The organism is Paenibacillus sp. FSL K6-0108 (assembly GCF_045040695.1).
Lineage (GTDB): Bacteria > Bacillota > Bacilli > Paenibacillales > Paenibacillaceae > Paenibacillus > Paenibacillus pabuli_B.
This window is the reverse complement of the sequence record NZ_CP150288.1, coordinates 6,433,183-6,451,061: the sequence shown is the minus strand read 5'-3', so window position 1 is coordinate 6,451,061 and position 17,879 is coordinate 6,433,183. Positions and strand designations below refer to the sequence as shown.

11 protein-coding genes and 1 riboswitch are annotated in these 17,879 nt (G+C 46.3%); of the genes, 7 read left to right on the top strand and 4 right to left on the bottom strand.

Annotation, left to right across the window (positions count from 1 at the left end; genetic code table 11):
* Nucleotides 1-523: 523 nt before the first annotated feature.
* From MHB49_RS29375 to MHB49_RS29350, 6 genes are all read left to right on the top strand, one after another.
* The gene (locus MHB49_RS29375) at nucleotides 524-1,594 is read left to right on the top strand and encodes a glycosyltransferase (RefSeq protein WP_405157268.1); all 1,071 of its coding nucleotides are present in this window, start codon (nucleotides 524-526) and stop codon (nucleotides 1,592-1,594) included.
* Nucleotides 1,595-1,882: 288 nt separating this feature from the next.
* The gene (locus tag MHB49_RS29370) at nucleotides 1,883-2,515 is read left to right on the top strand and encodes a bifunctional 4-hydroxy-2-oxoglutarate aldolase/2-dehydro-3-deoxy-phosphogluconate aldolase (protein ID WP_405157267.1); all 633 of its coding nucleotides are present in this window, start codon (nucleotides 1,883-1,885) and stop codon (nucleotides 2,513-2,515) included.
* Nucleotides 2,516-2,612: 97 nt separating this feature from the next.
* Nucleotides 2,613-3,563, top strand: a complete 951-nt coding sequence (locus tag MHB49_RS29365) for an alpha/beta hydrolase (protein ID WP_405153950.1) — start codon at nucleotides 2,613-2,615, stop codon at nucleotides 3,561-3,563.
* A gap of 202 nt (nucleotides 3,564-3,765) precedes the next feature.
* Entirely contained in the window at nucleotides 3,766-6,162 is a 2,397-nt protein-coding gene (locus tag MHB49_RS29360) for a YcdB/YcdC domain-containing protein (protein ID WP_405153949.1), read from the top strand.
* Between the two features lie 201 nt (nucleotides 6,163-6,363).
* Nucleotides 6,364-7,491: a transglutaminase domain-containing protein gene (locus MHB49_RS29355; RefSeq protein ID WP_405153948.1), complete on the top strand. Its 1,128-nt coding sequence runs from the start codon at nucleotides 6,364-6,366 to the stop codon at nucleotides 7,489-7,491.
* A gap of 178 nt (nucleotides 7,492-7,669) precedes the next feature.
* The gene (locus MHB49_RS29350; RefSeq protein ID WP_405153947.1) at nucleotides 7,670-12,124 is read left to right on the top strand and encodes a SpaA isopeptide-forming pilin-related protein; all 4,455 of its coding nucleotides are present in this window, start codon (nucleotides 7,670-7,672) and stop codon (nucleotides 12,122-12,124) included.
* Between the two features lie 122 nt (nucleotides 12,125-12,246).
* Here MHB49_RS29350 and MHB49_RS29345 read toward each other — a convergent pair whose 3' ends face one another.
* The 3 genes from MHB49_RS29345 to MHB49_RS29335 form a co-directional block, all read right to left on the bottom strand.
* Complete coding sequence (locus MHB49_RS29345; protein WP_405153946.1) at nucleotides 12,247-12,891, bottom strand: class D sortase; 645 nt, start codon at nucleotides 12,889-12,891, stop codon at nucleotides 12,247-12,249.
* A gap of 176 nt (nucleotides 12,892-13,067) precedes the next feature.
* Complete coding sequence (locus tag MHB49_RS29340) at nucleotides 13,068-14,531, bottom strand: amino acid permease (protein WP_405153945.1); 1,464 nt, start codon at nucleotides 14,529-14,531, stop codon at nucleotides 13,068-13,070.
* Nucleotides 14,532-14,652: 121 nt separating this feature from the next.
* Nucleotides 14,653-14,869, bottom strand: a riboswitch (Lysine riboswitch).
* A gap of 142 nt (nucleotides 14,870-15,011) precedes the next feature.
* Nucleotides 15,012-16,154 (bottom strand): virulence factor, encoded by a 1,143-nt coding sequence (locus tag MHB49_RS29335; RefSeq protein WP_247899360.1) that lies wholly within the window; start codon nucleotides 16,152-16,154, stop codon nucleotides 15,012-15,014.
* Between the two features lie 225 nt (nucleotides 16,155-16,379).
* On the opposite strand from MHB49_RS29335, the gene MHB49_RS29330 reads away from it, so the two are divergent.
* Nucleotides 16,380-16,820, top strand: coding sequence for a hypothetical protein (locus MHB49_RS29330; protein WP_247899359.1), 441 nt, complete (start codon nucleotides 16,380-16,382; stop codon nucleotides 16,818-16,820).
* Nucleotides 16,821-16,861: 41 nt separating this feature from the next.
* On the opposite strand, the gene MHB49_RS29325 is transcribed toward MHB49_RS29330, so the two are convergent.
* Nucleotides 16,862-17,560: a response regulator transcription factor gene (locus MHB49_RS29325; protein ID WP_247899358.1), complete on the bottom strand. Its 699-nt coding sequence runs from the start codon at nucleotides 17,558-17,560 to the stop codon at nucleotides 16,862-16,864.
* Nucleotides 17,561-17,879: the final 319 nt, after the last annotated feature.

Below are 17,879 nucleotides of genomic sequence, written 5' to 3'. Positions count from 1 at the left end.
CGATGCCGTGTTCCTGGTTGATTCCGATCTCGTCCTGCATCCACGGACATTGGAACAGCTCGTATCCAACAGGAAGGAGATTGTCTCCAATATCTTCTGGACCAGATGGCAGCCGGGCACAAGGGAAATGCCACAAGTCTGGTTGCAGGATGAGTACGCCCTGTTTCGCAAGGGTGGCAAAAGCAATACAAGGGAGAAAGCAGAGGACGAGGGTACTCAAACAGATGCATTCCTGAGACAATTGCGTACCCCAGGCTGCTATGAGGTGGGGGGACTTGGGGCGTGTACTCTTATTCGCAGGAACGTATTGGAGGCCGGGGTCTCCTATGACCAGATTCCAAATGTGTCTTTCTGGGGGGAAGACCGCCATTTTTGCATCCGTGCTCAGGCTTTGGGCTTCCGTTTATACGTGGATACACATTTTCCAGCCTATCACATATATCGACTATCGGAATTGCAGGGAGTTGCTGCTTATAATCGCAGAGTCCTACGCGGAGATGAATCGATCCGTATTTCGCTATGTATGATTGTGAAAAATGAAGAGGCTTCGCTCGCCAGATGTCTGGACTCGGTTAACGGGATTGCTGACGAGATTGTAATCGTAGATACGGGTTCGACAGACCAGACGCGTCAGATCGCAGCTCGTTATACAGAGCGCATCATTGATTTTGAATGGGTGGATGATTTTGCGGCGGCAAGGAACTTTGCCTTTGAACAGGCAACAAGTGAATATATATTATGGCTGGATGCAGATGATGTGTTTGAACCGGACGACCGGATGAAGCTCATTGAACTGAAGCGTTCCTTGGACCCTGCTGTGGACAGTGTCACGATGGACTATCATCTATCCTTTACGGCGGAGGGTAAGGTTGCATACAGCCTGCGGCGGAACCGGCTGGTACGACGGGATCGGAATTATCGCTGGATTGGTGCAGTGCATGAATATCTGGAAGTAGCCGGTCATCTGCTGCATAGTGATGTGGCAGTCACACATAAGAAAGATAAGGAATACACGGATCGCAACCTAAAGATTTATCGCAAACGCGAACAGGCTGGGGAAGAATTCTCTCCGCGTGATTTATATTATTTTGGGAATGAACTGAGAGACCACGGGCATTTTGAAGAAGCAGTACAATATTATGGAAAGTTTCTGGACACCGGGCTGGGGTGGGTGGAGGATCAGATTACAGCATGCCAGAAGATAGCGGATTGCGAGGCAGCACTTGAACGTTCGGAAAAGGAAGTCTCGGCATTGCTGAGATCCTTTGCCTTTGACTTGCCAAGGGCAGAGATTTGCTGCCGATTGGGTGGATATTTTGCCGACCGTAACGATTATCGCAAAGCCTTATACTGGTATGAGCAGGCGACCCGCGCCGTTCGCCCGACCGATCCAATGGTAGTATTAAACGAAGCGGCATGGACATGGATGCCGCATCTACAATTGTGTGTGTGTTATGACCGGATGGGCAATCGGGCAAAAGCAAAAGAGCATAATGACATTGCTTTGATGTACCATCCGACACATCCCAGCATGTTGTATAATGATAAATATTTTAAGGATCTGGAGAAGGATAGCATGGTGGAGAAGGCATAAAGCAGCAGGTAAATTAAAAGTTAGTCGAAAAAAATAATCTAATGGACTTATCGTGATAGAACCTCTCTCACGGAATGGAGTGGGTGGATTACCCCCTGTTCCCTGGAGAGGTTTTTGCGATTCCATTTAACGGTATGCCGGAGAATTTGATGCACACTCTCTCACAAGAAATTGGATCAATTGATTACATCCAGGGGACGATATGCTTTACAATAGTCCTAACGGAAAAGCGGTGATAACGAATACTTGTCTTCGGCTGCCGAATCTATGAAACAAGGGGAAGTTGGCATGAATCTGACGGAAGTATTATTAGAATCGAGACTGGTGGCTATTGTTCGCGGGATTAGCCGGGAATCTGCTAAGGCAGCAGGACAGGGGATGACAGATGGGGGAATCCGTCTAATGGAAGTGACGCTAAACACACCTGGGGCACACGATATTATTGCAGACTGGCGCGAACGGCATGAGGGTAAGGCTTATATTGGGGCAGGTACGGTACTGAATGTGCAGATGGCCAAAGAAGCTGTTGCAGCAGGTGCTCAATTTCTCGTGTCTCCGAATGTCGATCTGTCCGTTATTGAATATGCTGTAGAACATGGAGTGGAGATCTGGCCTGGTGCGATGACTCCAACGGAGATTGTGGCTGCTCATGAATCAGGAGCAAAAGTGGTAAAGCTGTTCCCAATGGCGAGTCTGGGCATTCCATATTTACGTGAGATCAAGGCTCCACTGAATCATATCCCGCTGCTTGCAACAGGAGGAGCCACACTGGGTAACATTGCAGATTATTATGCTGCGGGTGCGGCAGCAGTGGGCCTTGGAAGTGCACTTTTACCAAAAGAGGCACTTGCAGCAGGGAATGATGAGCAGATTGCCACTTGCACACGTGCATTTGTGGATATCGCGAAAATTGAGGGTTGAACCATCAGATAATATAAGAAGTGATGTGGATTAACGTCCTGTTGATCTTGCTGTCGTATGATGGAGTCAGGCCAGAAAACGGAGAGGAGTGACACCAGTGAAAGCTAAAACGATGATTGGCGGGATGATTGCTGTTGCCGCGGTAACTGCGGGTGGTTTATGGAAAGCAGCGGTGAGGAGCCAGACCCCCAAAAAAATTCCGATTACGCTCACACCGCCCATGCCATTTGAGGATATAACCTTCGAGAGTGGAGGTGGGAGAGTGCATGGCTGGTTCATTCCGGCTGGAGCTCATATCCCGAAGCCTTGGCCGTTGGTTATTATCGCACATGGTTGGGGCTCCAACCGATCACGTGTCCTCCGTTATGCGCGCCCCATTTGGGAAGCAGGCTACGCACTCTTTATGTACGATGTTCGAAGCCATGGAGCCAGTGATCCGGTTAAAGCGGCTTCAGCCTACCTGTTCCGCGATGATCTGCTATCAGCGTTGCGATATACGTCGTCACGGCCAGAAATCGACCCTTCGGCGATCGGTGTACTGGGGCACTCCTTGGGTGGACTAGGGACGATCCTCGCTGTGACGGAAGGCATTCCTGTATCAGCGGTGATCACGGACTCCATGCCATCCCAATTCGAGGTTATCGTCAGTGCAGAGCTGAGACGGCGACATCTGCCTCTGTTTCCGCTGGCCCAGTTAATTCCGAGAATCTGGTTCTGGCGGCTTGGTGAATCGCTGAAAACGTATCGTCAGCGTGATCCAGTCATACTGCTGAACGAACGACGCAAAGGGATGCAGCTTCCGATGCTTATGGTACATTCCAAAGGGGATAACTTTATTCCACCAAGCGAACTTGAATATTTTATGTCCAAAGCTGATCCGCCCGTGGAGCATCTATGGGTCAATAGCGGTGGGCATAGCTGTTCAGAAGAAGACCCTGCGTTCTGGAACACGGTAATTCCTTTTTTGAAAAATCATGTCCATGTGCAGGCTCATACCGATGAATCTGTTATACCGGACATCAATATAGAGAAGATTCAGCCCATTTAATGCTTAGGCTGATCATTGAAACGCCAACCCGGTTGGCGTTTTTTTGCTTTTCTATATAATATGCAGAAATTCACAGTTGTAAAATTGTTGGGAAAATGACGATTAAAAAGGAAGCTTATGGTATCATAGAATAGACTGGCAATATTCATGCGAGGTTATTTTGCATGCATCCTTGTATGAAATTGAAGGGAGAGGTCCAGATTTGAGTTTTGATTGGAAATTTAATGTACGATTCAAAATGTTTACAGCCAAAGCGGCTACAGCAGCTATGGCAACATTGCTCCTGGCATATCAGACACCAGGGTTTGCAGGCACTGCATCTGCAGCGACAGCGGAACAGGTGACAGAATCCGCAGTGGGGGAAAAAGAACAACTAGGATTAACAGACAACGAGGTGCCTGAAGGAGCCAAAATCTCCTCCAAGCAAGCCAGCGAGAATATACTGAAATTATTTCCATTGTTAAAGAAGGCAACGATTTCGTCCGCACGATTTGATTCACCGAACTCTTTTCCACCGCCGGATTACAAGGCATGGGATATCAATTTTGAATTGCGTGAAGGGAACCGGTCTACGGGATTCAGCGCATCGGTACATGCGGTTACAGGGGAAGTGCTGAGTGTACATTTGCCTTCTGAGTTGCTGGAAAAGCAGGTTTCGGATGCGGAGACGAAATTAACGAAAACGGAAGCGAGAAAGCAGGCAGATGAGTTTTTGTACAAGGCCATCCCGAATCTGAAGGCAGATGGTTTTGTAGCCGTTGATGATCGATTGATCAACAATGCGCAGCAATCTCTGTTTGGCCGAACAGAATATACTTACAGCTATCAACTAAAACATGAAGGCTTGGTATCCGAGGCGGAAACAGCCTACATAAGTGTAGATCAGAGCGGTTTGGTGACTGGATATTCACGGACTACGACTGGAGCTGAATATCCATCATCGAAGGCAGCCATTTCAGCGGAGCAGGCTCAGCAGAAATTCGAGGAACAATTCGATGTTCAGCTGGCCTACATTAGCGAAGACCGTTATTCTTCTCGTAAAGGTCAGAAATACTACTTAGGGTATACGCCGAAGAACTCAAGTGTTACGCCACTTGATGCCAATACACTGGATCGAATTAACAGCCTGACAGGTGAAGCTCTTGCCCAGGAAGATTCCCAGGAGAACAAACCTCTGAAAGGCAGTGTAGCCGCTTTTACACCCAATACTGGATCGAAGCTGAATGCGCAGCAGGCAGAGAAGCTGGTCAAAAAGAATTTTACTATACCGGAAGGTTATCAATTGGATTACAGCCAGTTAACCAAAGGAAGTTTTGCGAGTCCAAATAATCAGGTCTGGAGCCTGAGCTGGAGCAACCGCAATGCAAGTGTGTCTTACATGTTTATGAGAGATATTTCTGCACAGGTGGATGCGGCAACCGGACAGATCTACAGTGTGAACATTTATCAGCGCATGATGCCGGGCGTGGAGCAGGAGAAGTCGGAGACGGAAGTGAAAGGCAAGACCGTGACCAAATCTCAGGCGGAGAAACTGGCTGTCAATACAGTCATCTCACTTGTGCCGGATGCAAGCGAGCAATTCCGACTTTCATCGGTGCTTGAATTGGACGATGCACGCACGTTTGTATTCCAGCGATATCTGAACGGGATTATGGTTAAGGATGATACGGTGCAGGTACAAGTTTCAAATGATGGAACAATCAATGAATATTATGCGCTGACTGCTGCAACACCTGAACAATTGCCGACAGATGCCAAACCGTCCATCAGCTATGAGAAAGCCAAAGCTACCTACCTTGAAGAATTCAAATTGGTACTGGCCTACTCGCGTTACGGAGGTTTCAGTATGGGCAACAGTGAACCGGTTCCTGTGGGTGCCAAGCTTGCTTATATGCCTACTCGAACTGACAGTACGTTGACTAGCATCTCGTATGATGTACTGGATGCCAACACGGGAGAATGGAAGTCGATGTACGGCAGTATGACGGGAGCAGTTCAAGTTACAACCAGCGATATTACGGGACATGCCGCTGAAACAGCTCTGCAGAACATGGTGCAGCATGGTGTGCTTCTGGCAGATGGACAGGGACGAGTTTTCCCGGATCGGGTTATCACCAAGGGAGATTGGTTCACTTATCTGGCAAGAGCAGTTAATCCAAATTTGGATGTGTATTATAGCGGGGATGGGGAGGGCAATCTATATGCTGATATTACCCCAGAGAGCCCTTATTACCAAGCGGTGCGGACATTGATCGATCAACGCTGGTTAGCAGGGGCCGACTCTGAAACGAAGCTAAATCCAGAAGAGGAGATGACTCGTGAAGAGTTGGCCGTATTGCTCGTGCGCATTCTGCGTTATGAGAAGCTGGCCGGATTCTACACGCTGCCATCGGATCTTCCCAACCTGGCAGATGCGAGTGCGGTCAATAACAAGGGAGCAGTTTCCCTCAGCATCAAGCTGGGATTGCTGCCGTCGATCGAAGGACGCTTCATGCCTGCACGCAAAGTGACGGTTGCCGAAGCGGCCCAGGTATTGGAGCGGCTGGCCAAGCTTCAGGGCAAGACGGATACATTTATGAGCGGTAATCGTTTATACTGATTGGAGTTTGTTGCATAATAATACCCGGGGGAGTCATATGATGAGGATAACGGGTAGGTTAGGTTTGTTTTGCTAAGGACAGGGGGACCTTCTGCGGAGGGTCTCTTTTGATGCTTTTCGACAAAACTAGAACCCTGCCGTCATCCCCTTTTGTGATACAATGAGGCATGAGAATTTTGCAAAGAGAGGTGGTATCCTTTCATGGGCAAGCATGGAAAACGAGTGATAACCCTACTTTTAGCTGGCTGTCTGGTTGCGGTGGCACTGCCGCATGCGATCGATCTGGATCAGCTATATGCGGCGTCGGGAACATCAGACATATCCACGAATACAGATCTTCGAGAGACTTTGCTTTCCGCGATGTCACAGCGAACGGAGGAACTTGTTTTTACATACAAAGGCAATGTGAAAGGCCTCAAGAAACAGTTGCAGAGTTCCATTGACGAAGCAATGACCAGCGATCCTTACATTCAATATACCGTCAAAAGTTACGCGTTTAACTATAAAGGCTCCAACGTATCCGCAGAGGTTCATGTGAAGCTGGCCTACCGGGAAACGAAGGAACAGACCGATTATGTGAACCGCAAGGTGACCAACGTGCTGAAAGAAATTATTGAGCCTGGCATGACCAATCATGAGAAGGTCAAAGCCATCCATGACTGGATTGTACTTAACCTTTCCTATGATACATCCTTGAAGAAATATACCGCGTACGACGGACTTGTTACCGGTAGCACCGTATGTCAGGGATATTCACTGCTGGCGTATCGCATGCTGGAGCAGGTGGGGATAGACAACCGGATCGTAGAAGGAACGGCTGGTGGGCAACTGCACGCCTGGAATCTCGTTAAACTGGATGGCAAGTGGTACCATATGGATACAACGTGGGATGATCCTACGCCTGACCGTAAGGGCAAGGTAAGTCACAGTTATTATTTGCTCAGTGATAATGAGATGGCACGCGACCATGTCTGGACAGCGAAAGGCAAATATCCTGCTGCATCTGCCCCTTATCGTGAAGCTTTGCAAACGTTGGTGAAGGCGGGGGGCAGCAAGGCAGCGGCTTATCAGAAGCTGTACCATACGTTGGAATACTCGCTCTATGACGAAAGTGATGCGGTTAGGGGACACTCCGCACTGAAAATCAAAGTTCAGAATGTGCTCAAAAATGGCGGAACTTCGTTGACTTTCAGATATAAAGGCACGGAGACGGGACTTGTAGAGGATTTGCAGGATTTGTATCAGCTTGGCATGAAGTCGATATCGTATTACGTGTCCAACATGGAGGATACCGTTGATCTGCGGGTGAAGATTACCTGGACCATGTGACAGCAGCTGGAATAATGAATTTAAACGTAGTTTAAGACAGGGACGCTTCATTGAGAAGCGTTCCTTTTTTGTGTTAGAAGAACATCAATTAGGGTGTTGTATATTTTTTGTATATGTCGCTTTGTTATTCTTCTTGTTGGTGTATGCCAACATTACGCAAGAGGAGGATATGCAAAAAATGATGAAAAAAGTGAGCGTTGCGATCATGGCTGTGTTGCTGATCACGCAAATGATGCAAGGATGGATATCGATGCCAACCATGCATGCTCAGGATGATATGACAGCAATTGTAACTACGGATACTGCGCCAGAAGAGGGTTCTGTTGAACCTGTAACGGGGAATGGTGATAATGGAGTGTCAATGGATTCTCTTGGGTCTAACGGGTCTGCGGAAGTCATAAAGGAAAATTTAATTACAAGTGTTCAAATGTATAATCAAATACCGGAGTATGATGGGAATGGAAATATTAATATAAAAGGGGAGCATATCGAGGATATACGACCCAGCATTAAAGATGAGGTAGCTGTGGTCTTCACATGGGGGCTTCCCAATAACACCCATGCTTATAGTGATGGTTCCACTTTCACTTTTCGTTTACCGGACAAATTCATCATTGGATCACAGCTAAAAGGAGATTTGGATGGCGGAGTTGGAGAATATGTCGTCGATCCAGATGGTGAGATCACGTTTACGTTTAATGATCGTATCGTAGGTGAACAGCTGGAGGGTAATTTCTACGTATGGATCAAGTTCAATGAGAGCAAGATGGATGGCGGCTTGAAACAGCCAATAGACTTTAGTTCGGTAGGACAAGGCATCATTAATGTGCATTTTAAGAATACAGCCATAGATAAACTTACGAAATCAGGGATTGCGAATAAAAATAACTTCAACTCGGATGAGATAGAATGGACTGTTGATTTCAACCAGGGTGAGAAGGAAATGAATAATGCCTTATTGGAGGATACCCTGGCGGCAGGGCCACTCAAGGGGAATATTGAAATTCGTGAACTGGATATTCAATTAGACGGATCTGTCAAAGAAGGAAATATAGTTAGAACAGAACCTCAGTTCCCAATCGCTCTGGGGAATATCGATAAGGCTTACCGCGTGAAATATACAACGAGCATCAAAGCACCAACAACTAAACCTTTTACAAACGTTTTGTATGAAAATAAGGTGGTTCTGACGGATAGTCAGAGCGAGCATAATGAAACTGGTATTGGTAACGTAAGGGTGAGTTTTAATGAGCCTTTACAAAAATCCGGACAAGAGAGTGCTTACAATCCAGTGACCCAGACGATCACATGGAAGGTGCAATACAATTACAATCAACAAGCGATTGCGAAGGCAAACGCATGGATTGAAGATCGTTTTGACACAACAAAACATGAGTTAGTTGACGGTTCAGTAACAGTACGTCAAGTAAACATTGATGGTAATGGCAAGCCAGCAGGTACAACTTTAGTGAATTCCAATGAATATACACTTACAGGAGTGGGCACAGGTTTTGATGAAGGCTTTAAATTACAATTTGAAAATGATATCACCAAGGCTTATGAAATTGAATATCAAACCAAAACGATAGATCGCGTCTATAAAGATGCTACAGTAACGAATACGGTGAACATGTATGATGGGACAGAGAAAGAAGGCAAAAAAGACATTAAAGAAGTTATCTTCGCCAAAAGTGTAAGCAAGGAAGACTTCAACATGAAGGAAATCGAGTGGAAGATCGTTCTGAACCGTGATCTGAAGGAGATGACGGACATCGTCATTACAGACAATTACGCTGGAAGGCATATGAAACTCATTCCGGGCAGCCTGCAAATTAGCGGCGATCAGAAGGATCAATTTGAACTTGAGCCAGTTGCAGATCCAGATGATATACAGTTTGAAAAAGGTTTCTCCATTCAGTTGAAGGCTGACGGTAAAATAAATAAAGAGCATGTGATTACGTATAAGACCAGCTTTGATCCAACAGCAGGTATGCCAACCAACAATGAATATCGTAACGAGGCTACTTTGAATTGGAATGAGTCAGATGTACCGCAAGCTTCCATTACTAAATCAGCCGTTGTAACACCGCAAGACTATACCATTCAAAATGGTAACAAGAAGGGCGAATACAGCGCCAAGGACAAAACGATTACCTGGACCATTGATGTGAATTACAATTTGTATGACATCCAAGACGCTATTCTTAAGGATGAATACTTGGGTAATCAATCGTTTGTAGAAGGTTCTTTAAAAGTAAATCAGCTTACTCTGGAGGGAGCAAATAACGTCATTGCCATTGGTAATGACGTTGCGCTAACGGCAGGGCAATTCCAATTGAACTCGGACGGTAAAGGTTTTGCATTAAACCTTGGAAACATTGGAAAGACAGCCTATCGTGTCGTGTATAAAACAAGTTTGGATGGGAATTTTGCAGTAGAGGGCACGTATTCCAATCATGCTGTCTTGACGGATGGTGAGGGGGGAGCGGTACGATTTGACAAATCAGCGTCGGTCATACCTGAACACGGTGGGGTCTACGTACACAAAACAGGACAGCAAATAGGTTCAAGTGATAAGGCTTCCTGGACTGTAAATGTCAACCCAAGTCAGTCGTATATAGCCGCAGGTTCCGTATTAACCGATACGTTATCAGATAATCAGATTTTGCTTGCAGATACGTTAAAGTTATATAAGACCGATCTGCCTGCGAACAACTCGGGGAATGTGTCCACCAAGGCTGGTTTGGTTGATCCTGATGAGTATGAACTGATTGTGGAAGGCAATACATTTACATTCACCTTTAAGAATGAAATGAAGACCGCTTTTATATTGGAGTACCAATCCTTTATAAATGCCGATAGCGGGGATAGAATCGGGAATAACGTTGAATTCGCAGGTCAGTCTTCGTCGGTAATTGGGTCAGACCACCAGACAGGTATTCGAGTTTCCATGGCTGGAGCAGGCGGAGGGGCATCTACAGGTGTTGGCAAAATCAAGATTTACAAAGTAGATGATACAGGTCTTCCGCTCGAAGGAGCGATATTCGCTATCTATAATGCGTCTGGAACGACGCTTCTGGAAACGTTGAAACCAACAGATGTCAATGGAGAGGTCGAGACCTCCAGAAAATACAGATTTAACAATCAAACCAATGGTCTGCCATACAAGTTAAAGGAAGTATCTGCACCGAATGGCTATTTGATTGATCCGGAGTATGGAGCCTCCACAGGGAAAACAATTGACTTCAAAGACCCTGATCAACCCTTTGAGATTAAGAATGAAAAAATTAGACAGGGCTTCGAATTAACGAAAGTAGATTCTGTGGATACATCAAAAACTTTGAAAGGTGCAACATTTGAACTGTATTTGAAGAATGGCCCGTCGCGAGATAAAATTGCCGAGTTAACCACAGGTGATGATGGAAGGATTGCCAAAGGAGATCTTGAGCCAGGAGACTACGAATTGGTAGAAACTGAAGCTCCGGCATATTATCAATTGGATGCAACACCAGTTACATTTACAATCGCAGCGAATCAAACTCAGATCCTCACTCTGTCTCATACAAATGTGCAGGGCACGGGTGGCAAGCTGGTTGTTACTAAAGTGAATGCCAAGGATCAGTCCGTATTAAGCGGAATTGAATTCGAACTGCGTGACAGTAACTCTGACGTCATCGCCACAAAAGTGACGGATCTTAACGGTGTGATCGAGTTTGACAGCTTGCCGTATGGCCCCTATACATTGGTAGAGACCAAGGCAGAAGGCTTCGTTATAGAACAACCTGAAACGGCTGTATCGATCACCAAACCAGAAACTCTATTAACGATTGAAAATAAAGAAAATGATCGTTCGGTAAAATTGATAAAATATAATTCCGGCAAATCGCAACATCTTCAAGGTGCTGTTTTTGAATTACGTGCTCAGAGTGCTCTGATGGATGCTAATGGAGGTTGGATATTCAATGTGGTTACAGGCATTGATGAAGCCCAACTCACTACCAATCTGATGGGGGAAATTGTTCTCAGTGATTTGGAACCAAATAAGTATCAGCTGATTGAAATAAAAGCACCTGCAGGGTATAAGTTGGACAAAACGCCGGTTGAATTCGAGATTACAGATAAACAGACGGAACCCGTGGTGGTGGAAAAGACGAATACCGCCATTCCCGTACCGGACGGGCCAAGTGAGCCTTATAATCCCGGAACGCCAAGTACAGGAACACCGGATCCTGGAACATCAACGCCAGATCCATCAACTCCAGGCACAACGGTTCCAGGTGCGGTGGTAACGCCTGAAGCTTCGGAACCAGAGGATGAAACCGAGCAGGGAACAGATCCGGATAAGGGAGAATCCCCTTCCGACTCAGGAGATTCGACTGTTGTTGATGATGAGGATCCCTCAGCTGTTGCCGATGCGGGCGATGCTATTAGCCCAGGAGTGGATCATACATCCTCCCCAGCAGATACGAATGTTGCAGGAGCAGAAGAAGGGAAGGACGCTTCTTTCGTGGGCATGCTGCCTAAAACAGGAGAAGAGAGCACATGGGGATACACTCTTGTAGGTACTCTTATGATTATTCTCGGCAGTATGGGATACTTGTATCTTCGTCGCAGACAACAGATGAATTCGTAGACAGGAACATGTAACCTCGGATACTTCTTTACATCTATAACCAAACACCCCTGGCAAGCGCTTCTGAGATTCAGAATGACTGCGCGCATGCCAGGGGTGTTTTTGGTTTTTTTACAGCAGGTTTAAGGCAGGTCACGCTGAACTACCTCTGAAGTCACTTGAACCGCTCTTATAATCAGCCGATGTGTCGGATTTACTAATGGATCACAGGTAATCAAGGTGAGCACCTGTCCCAGATGCGGGTCCTCAAGTACAGACAAGTCCGTAGGCTCCACAACGGATATCTGATCCACTTTGTATTGGATATGTGTCTGATCTGCCAGAGTGACTTTAATCCAATCACCAATCTCCAGTTCTCCCATTCGGTTGAACAGGCGTCCTTTTTTATGAGCACGATGGGCGGCTATCGCTGCATTTCCTTCAGTTCCGATGCGTGCCGTCTCCACAAGATGCGTTGCTGCGACCTTCATATTGCTTTCGGTTGCATCCTCCAGAATGGGCAATTGTACATCAATCTCATCAATGGTAATAACCCCCAGTGCATGGGGGTAATCTTCCTGCTCTTCATCGTCGCTTTCATTATCGATTATGGCAGGATTCTGTCTGGCTTGCTCAAAAGAATCATTGATTTTAGTTAGGCCGAGTTGCAGTTGTTCCAGCTCATCCATAACTTTGGCTTGCTGCCAGTCAAAATATTTCTCCTGCAGAAGAGGCAAGAAAAGAACTAAGATGCCGAGAACAACAAGCGTGGAAAAAAAGAATTTCATCGTACGAGTACCCCTTTTGTTCAAAAATAGTTTAATTGTTCTATTGTAAACATAGAGACATATACAAAACCTGAACAAATCAAACAGGCAGCCTTTTCTTTCGTAGAAAGAAGGGAGGCTGCCTGTTTATGGACATGAAGTAACCGATGTTGATCGATACCATTATGTGGAAATAATCATTCTGATGTTGTAAAATCACATTCCTGTAATGGTACGACTTTTGTTTTTTTGATGAATTTATAACCCAGCCATAAAATCAGGAATAACGGAACGCTTAAATATGCGACAAGGGCTCCGCTCCAATCAATTTGATCGCCCGTAAACGCCTGATAGTTCTGTCCAATAATGACGATGATACATAACACAAAAGCAAAAATCGGTCCGAATGGGAACCAGCGTGCACGGTAGGGCAGATCGTTCAAATCCCGGCCCTGGGCCACATAGGCACGGCGGAAGCGATAATGGCTGATGGCAATGCCAAGCCAGGTGATAAAGCCACACATACCGGATGCATTAAGCAGCCAAGTGTATACAATGCCATCACCGAAAAGGGAGGCTAGAAAAGCGAGCATACCCACCGCTGTAGTTAAGAGCAGGGCATTCATTGGAATGCCTTTTTTGTTTAGCCGACCCAGAAAACGAGGCGCTTTGCCATCCCGGGCAAGAGCATACAGTACACGACTTGAAGCATACATGCCCGAATTTCCGGCTGACAGTACAGAAGTCAGAATAACGGCATTCATGACGGAAGCAGCTATAGCCAGACCCGCCTTTTCAAAGACAAGTGTAAACGGACTGACTCCGATGTTGTTCAGATCACCTTTAAGCAGATTCGGATGTGTGTAAGGAATGATCAGACTGATCACTGTAATCGCCAGAATGTAGAAGATCAGAATACGCCAGAACACTTGCCGAATAGCACGAGGGACATTTTTACGCGGATTTTCGCTCTCACCGGCTGCAACGCCAATGAGCTCCGTTCCCTGGAAAGAGAACCCTGCAGCCATAAATACACCAAGAACCGCAAAGAATCCGCCATGGAACGGTGCGTCCCCAACAGTAAAGTTGCTGAATCCAACCGCTTCTCCGCCGATAATGCCGAAGATCATGAGCACACCAACGGTGAGAAAGATGATTACTGTGGCGACTTTGATAATGGCGAACCAGTATTCTGACTCTCCATAACCTTTAACGGACAACACATTCAGGGCAAAGATTAACACAAGAAATAACAGACTCCACAACATGGACGAACTGTCAGGGAACCAGTATTTGATGAGTACGGTTGCGGCAGCGAGCTCTGCCGCAATGGTGACGGCCCAGTTGTACCAGAAGTTCCAGCCCATGGCGAATCCGAGGGCCGGATCAACAAAGCGGGCAGCATACGTATTGAATGAACCGGAGTCAGGCATGAAGGTGGCAAGTTCTCCGAGACTGGTCATAAGAAAGAAGACCATGATGCCAACGGCAGCGTAAGCAATCAGTGCACCGCCGGGGCCTGCATTGGAAATAGCGGTGCCGCTCGCGAGGAACAGTCCCGTACCAATGGATCCACCGAGTGCAATCATGGTCATATGCCGTGCGCGTAGTCCTTTTTTCAGGGTGGGTCCTGTTGTGTTTTGCTTATTGAGGTCTTGCATGGAAACACTCCTTCTTTCAGCGTACTAATACTAATGGGTTCAGAACAATGGCAAATAACACAAAAGACCGCAGGCATTAGCCTACGGTCTTTATATCAATTGTCCGCACCTCGTCCCAAATGTTTAAGATAGCTCAACACAGAAGAAAACATACCTTCCGAGGATGGTATCCTTCATCTGTGACAGTTCTGCACCTTTCGGCAACAGCCCCAGCCGCACTGGACAACGTAAGGAACGTCCTGCGGGCTTCGGCGGGTGCACCTTTCGGCTGAATTCATAAGCGGCTCCTTAGCGCCTCCCTCAGCGTACTGATCGCACCCGCGACCTCTACCTCATCATCATGGATGAGGTGTATCTATTGTCTATGAAGTTATAAATCACAGAACGTAACGCTCCATGTTTTGTTTGGTAAACAGACAATCAGTATAACCCCCATGGTATTCCAGTGCAATAACAATTGTTGGATATGAATCGAAAGGACTATTCCGACGTCTTGTTACGTCCGGCCATCTGCTGCCATACGGTTCCGGCTGCCTGTTCCCCGGATTCAATCCGTTCAAGTGCCATTTTGGCTTGCAGGCTGACTTCAAACTCAGGGTCGTCGGCTGCCTTCCGCAGCGCTTGCTCTGCTTCTTCGGTTCCAACTTCGTACAGGAAGCGGGCTGCACGCCAGCGTACAAGTTTGCTTTTGTCAGATAACGTAGCTGTCATGGCTGCTGTTGCAGCAGGATCACCAATATCGGAGAGGGTATCTCCCGCAGTCCGACGTACAGCAGGCGAACTATCCTGCAGAGCTTCGTACAGCAGTTCCATTGCTTCCGGTGTACGAATATCACCGAGATATACAACAGCTAGCCGGCGTATCTGCATTTTATTATCATGAAGTGCATGGGCAATGAGTGGCAGTCGTTCTACTGTGGGTTCCATGCCATCAAATGCAGCGTAGCGAACATTCCAGTCTTCATGATGCAGGGCCTCTTCAAGCTCGGCACCATCCAGCTGGCGGCGACGCTCCACGAACTCTTCGGAATTGGTGCCGTGCTCAATGGCTTGTTGAATCACTCGTTCCAGACGCTCTGGCGGATATGCGGCTTCCAGTTCCTGTTCAACTTCCCTTGCAATATCAGGTAATTCTCCGTAGCGAACACCGTAATCACTCAGTTTCCGTTCCTTAATCAGTGTTGCACTGGCGACTTCAGTAACGGCTTTGACGAATCGATCCGAGAGCGAGATCCGCTCTTCCTTGGCGCCGGCCTTGACCCGAATCTGCATCGGCACACCTCTGAAGAATTGAACGAATACTTGTGCTTCACCAAAGTGTTCACCAGAGGCATCTTCAGATTCGATCCAATCCAGATCAATTCCTTGTTGACCGAGACGACTTTGAACTTCGCCAAGAATGACGGACCAATCTGCATTTCCCTTGCGGTCGAGCGCTACAAAGTCGGTCGTGTGAAATACACTTTTTACTCCGGGGATATGAAGCATCTGGCGAATAAACGCCGGAGCAGACCGTTCATTATCCAGTGTATATGTTCTGCGGATTCCGTCCTCCAGACGTTCGTCCAGATGCAGCATCATCGTATTGGGACTGGGTGTTGGTTCAATTGAAACAATATTCATCGGTTCATAACCTCCTGTACCGGATTAATTCTTAAAGTTCCCGCAATGGGCACGGGCATAACCCTATTTTACATGAATTTCCGCAAACTGCGAAATGGGTAATGAACCTTACACAGTTTGTTAAGAGGTACGAAGATAGTTAACACTTCTTTTATGTTCACACACGAACATTTTTAAATGAAGATTGGCACAATAAATAGAATAAATGAACTGGAGGTTATAACGATGGAACCCATTACCGTACTTTCGGACGGAAGTCGTGGTATTGATTATGACAATATGATTGAATTGTTGAATGAATGGATGACAGACGAAGACAGGGAGTCAGCATCGAAGAAAGAAAATAACGTAGAAAGCGATGCCAGCTCGAAATGGGGCACATCACGATATTGTATTGTGGATTATCAGGACGCAGGGCAAGCCGTTTCAGCAGCAAAAGCGATTCGGGCATTCATACCTCAGATTCCTTTACTGGTGATTACGGATTTTCAATCTCTGATTCGCAAGCGCCATCTGCAGCTTGTTACCGGAACAGGTCCGATGAAGATGATCCTATGGCATGAGAAAGAACCGGATAGGTTGATCATGGAAATCCAGCGGTGGATGTATTCTTTTGCATACAAAACAAAAACAGCTCTGCCCTCAACCCAGCTGATGAGACAATGACAGAGAGAGAGGACATAAGCCGTTATTAAAGTCGGTGTGTACTAAATGACGTATTTATATCCCGTTCCCCAAACCGTCTTGATATACCGTGGATTTTTGGGGTCGGGTTCAATTTTTTTACGCAGGCTGGAGATGTGCACATCAATTGTACGATCCAGATATGCCCGTTCTGAGCCTTTAATTCGATCCATGAGTTCATTACGAGTGAACACTTTGCCAGGATTCCGGTACAGCTCCTTCATAATTTCAAACTCAATATGAGTGACCTCAATTTCTATGCCATCCACAAATAAGGTTCTTCTGTAATCATTCACACTGACATGCCCGGCAACCTCAGTAGGTTTGTCCTCTTTTATTGGCTTGTCCGGGTAGGAGATGGCCGATCTGCGTAATAATGCCTTAATCCGCGCATCAAGCTCTTTCAGACTGAAGGGTTTACACAGAAAGTCATCGGCACCATTGTGTAATGCTCGGAGTCGATCATTCAGCATGGTGCTGGCCGAGATCATCAATATAGGTACAGTCGAGTGCTGGCGAAACGCATCAACCAGATCATTACCGTCTGTTTCTGGCAGCATCAAGTCAGTCACTACAATATCGGGCTGGAATCGTGGAAAAAGCTGAAGAGCTTCACGTGCATGATGAACCCGTTCAGTTATGTAACCCTCCTCCTCAAGAAAGAAAGCAATCATGTCAGCCAGATTTTTCTCATCTTCTATAAGAAGTACTTTGATAGACATTGAGGTCACACTCCTGATGAAATAAATTTGTTAAGAGATTTCTGAAAGAATGCTGTAATTTGTGTAGAAATGCTGCAAATTTTTTAATGTTTGTATTCCAGAATATAGGATGTATATGTAGTGAGTTCTATAGAGTTGCAGTCAAACCCCAGTATCTTACCATGAATTCAGCATCTTTGCCGATCATTCAAAATTTCCCAAAGCTACATGAAGCGTTAATTACAGTATAATGTATCGGAGCGATTAAAGGGAAAAAAGTAGGTTTTGAGGAGCATTTTATTAGAAGGAAGCGATGTCTTTGTTGAATGCAAACATAGAA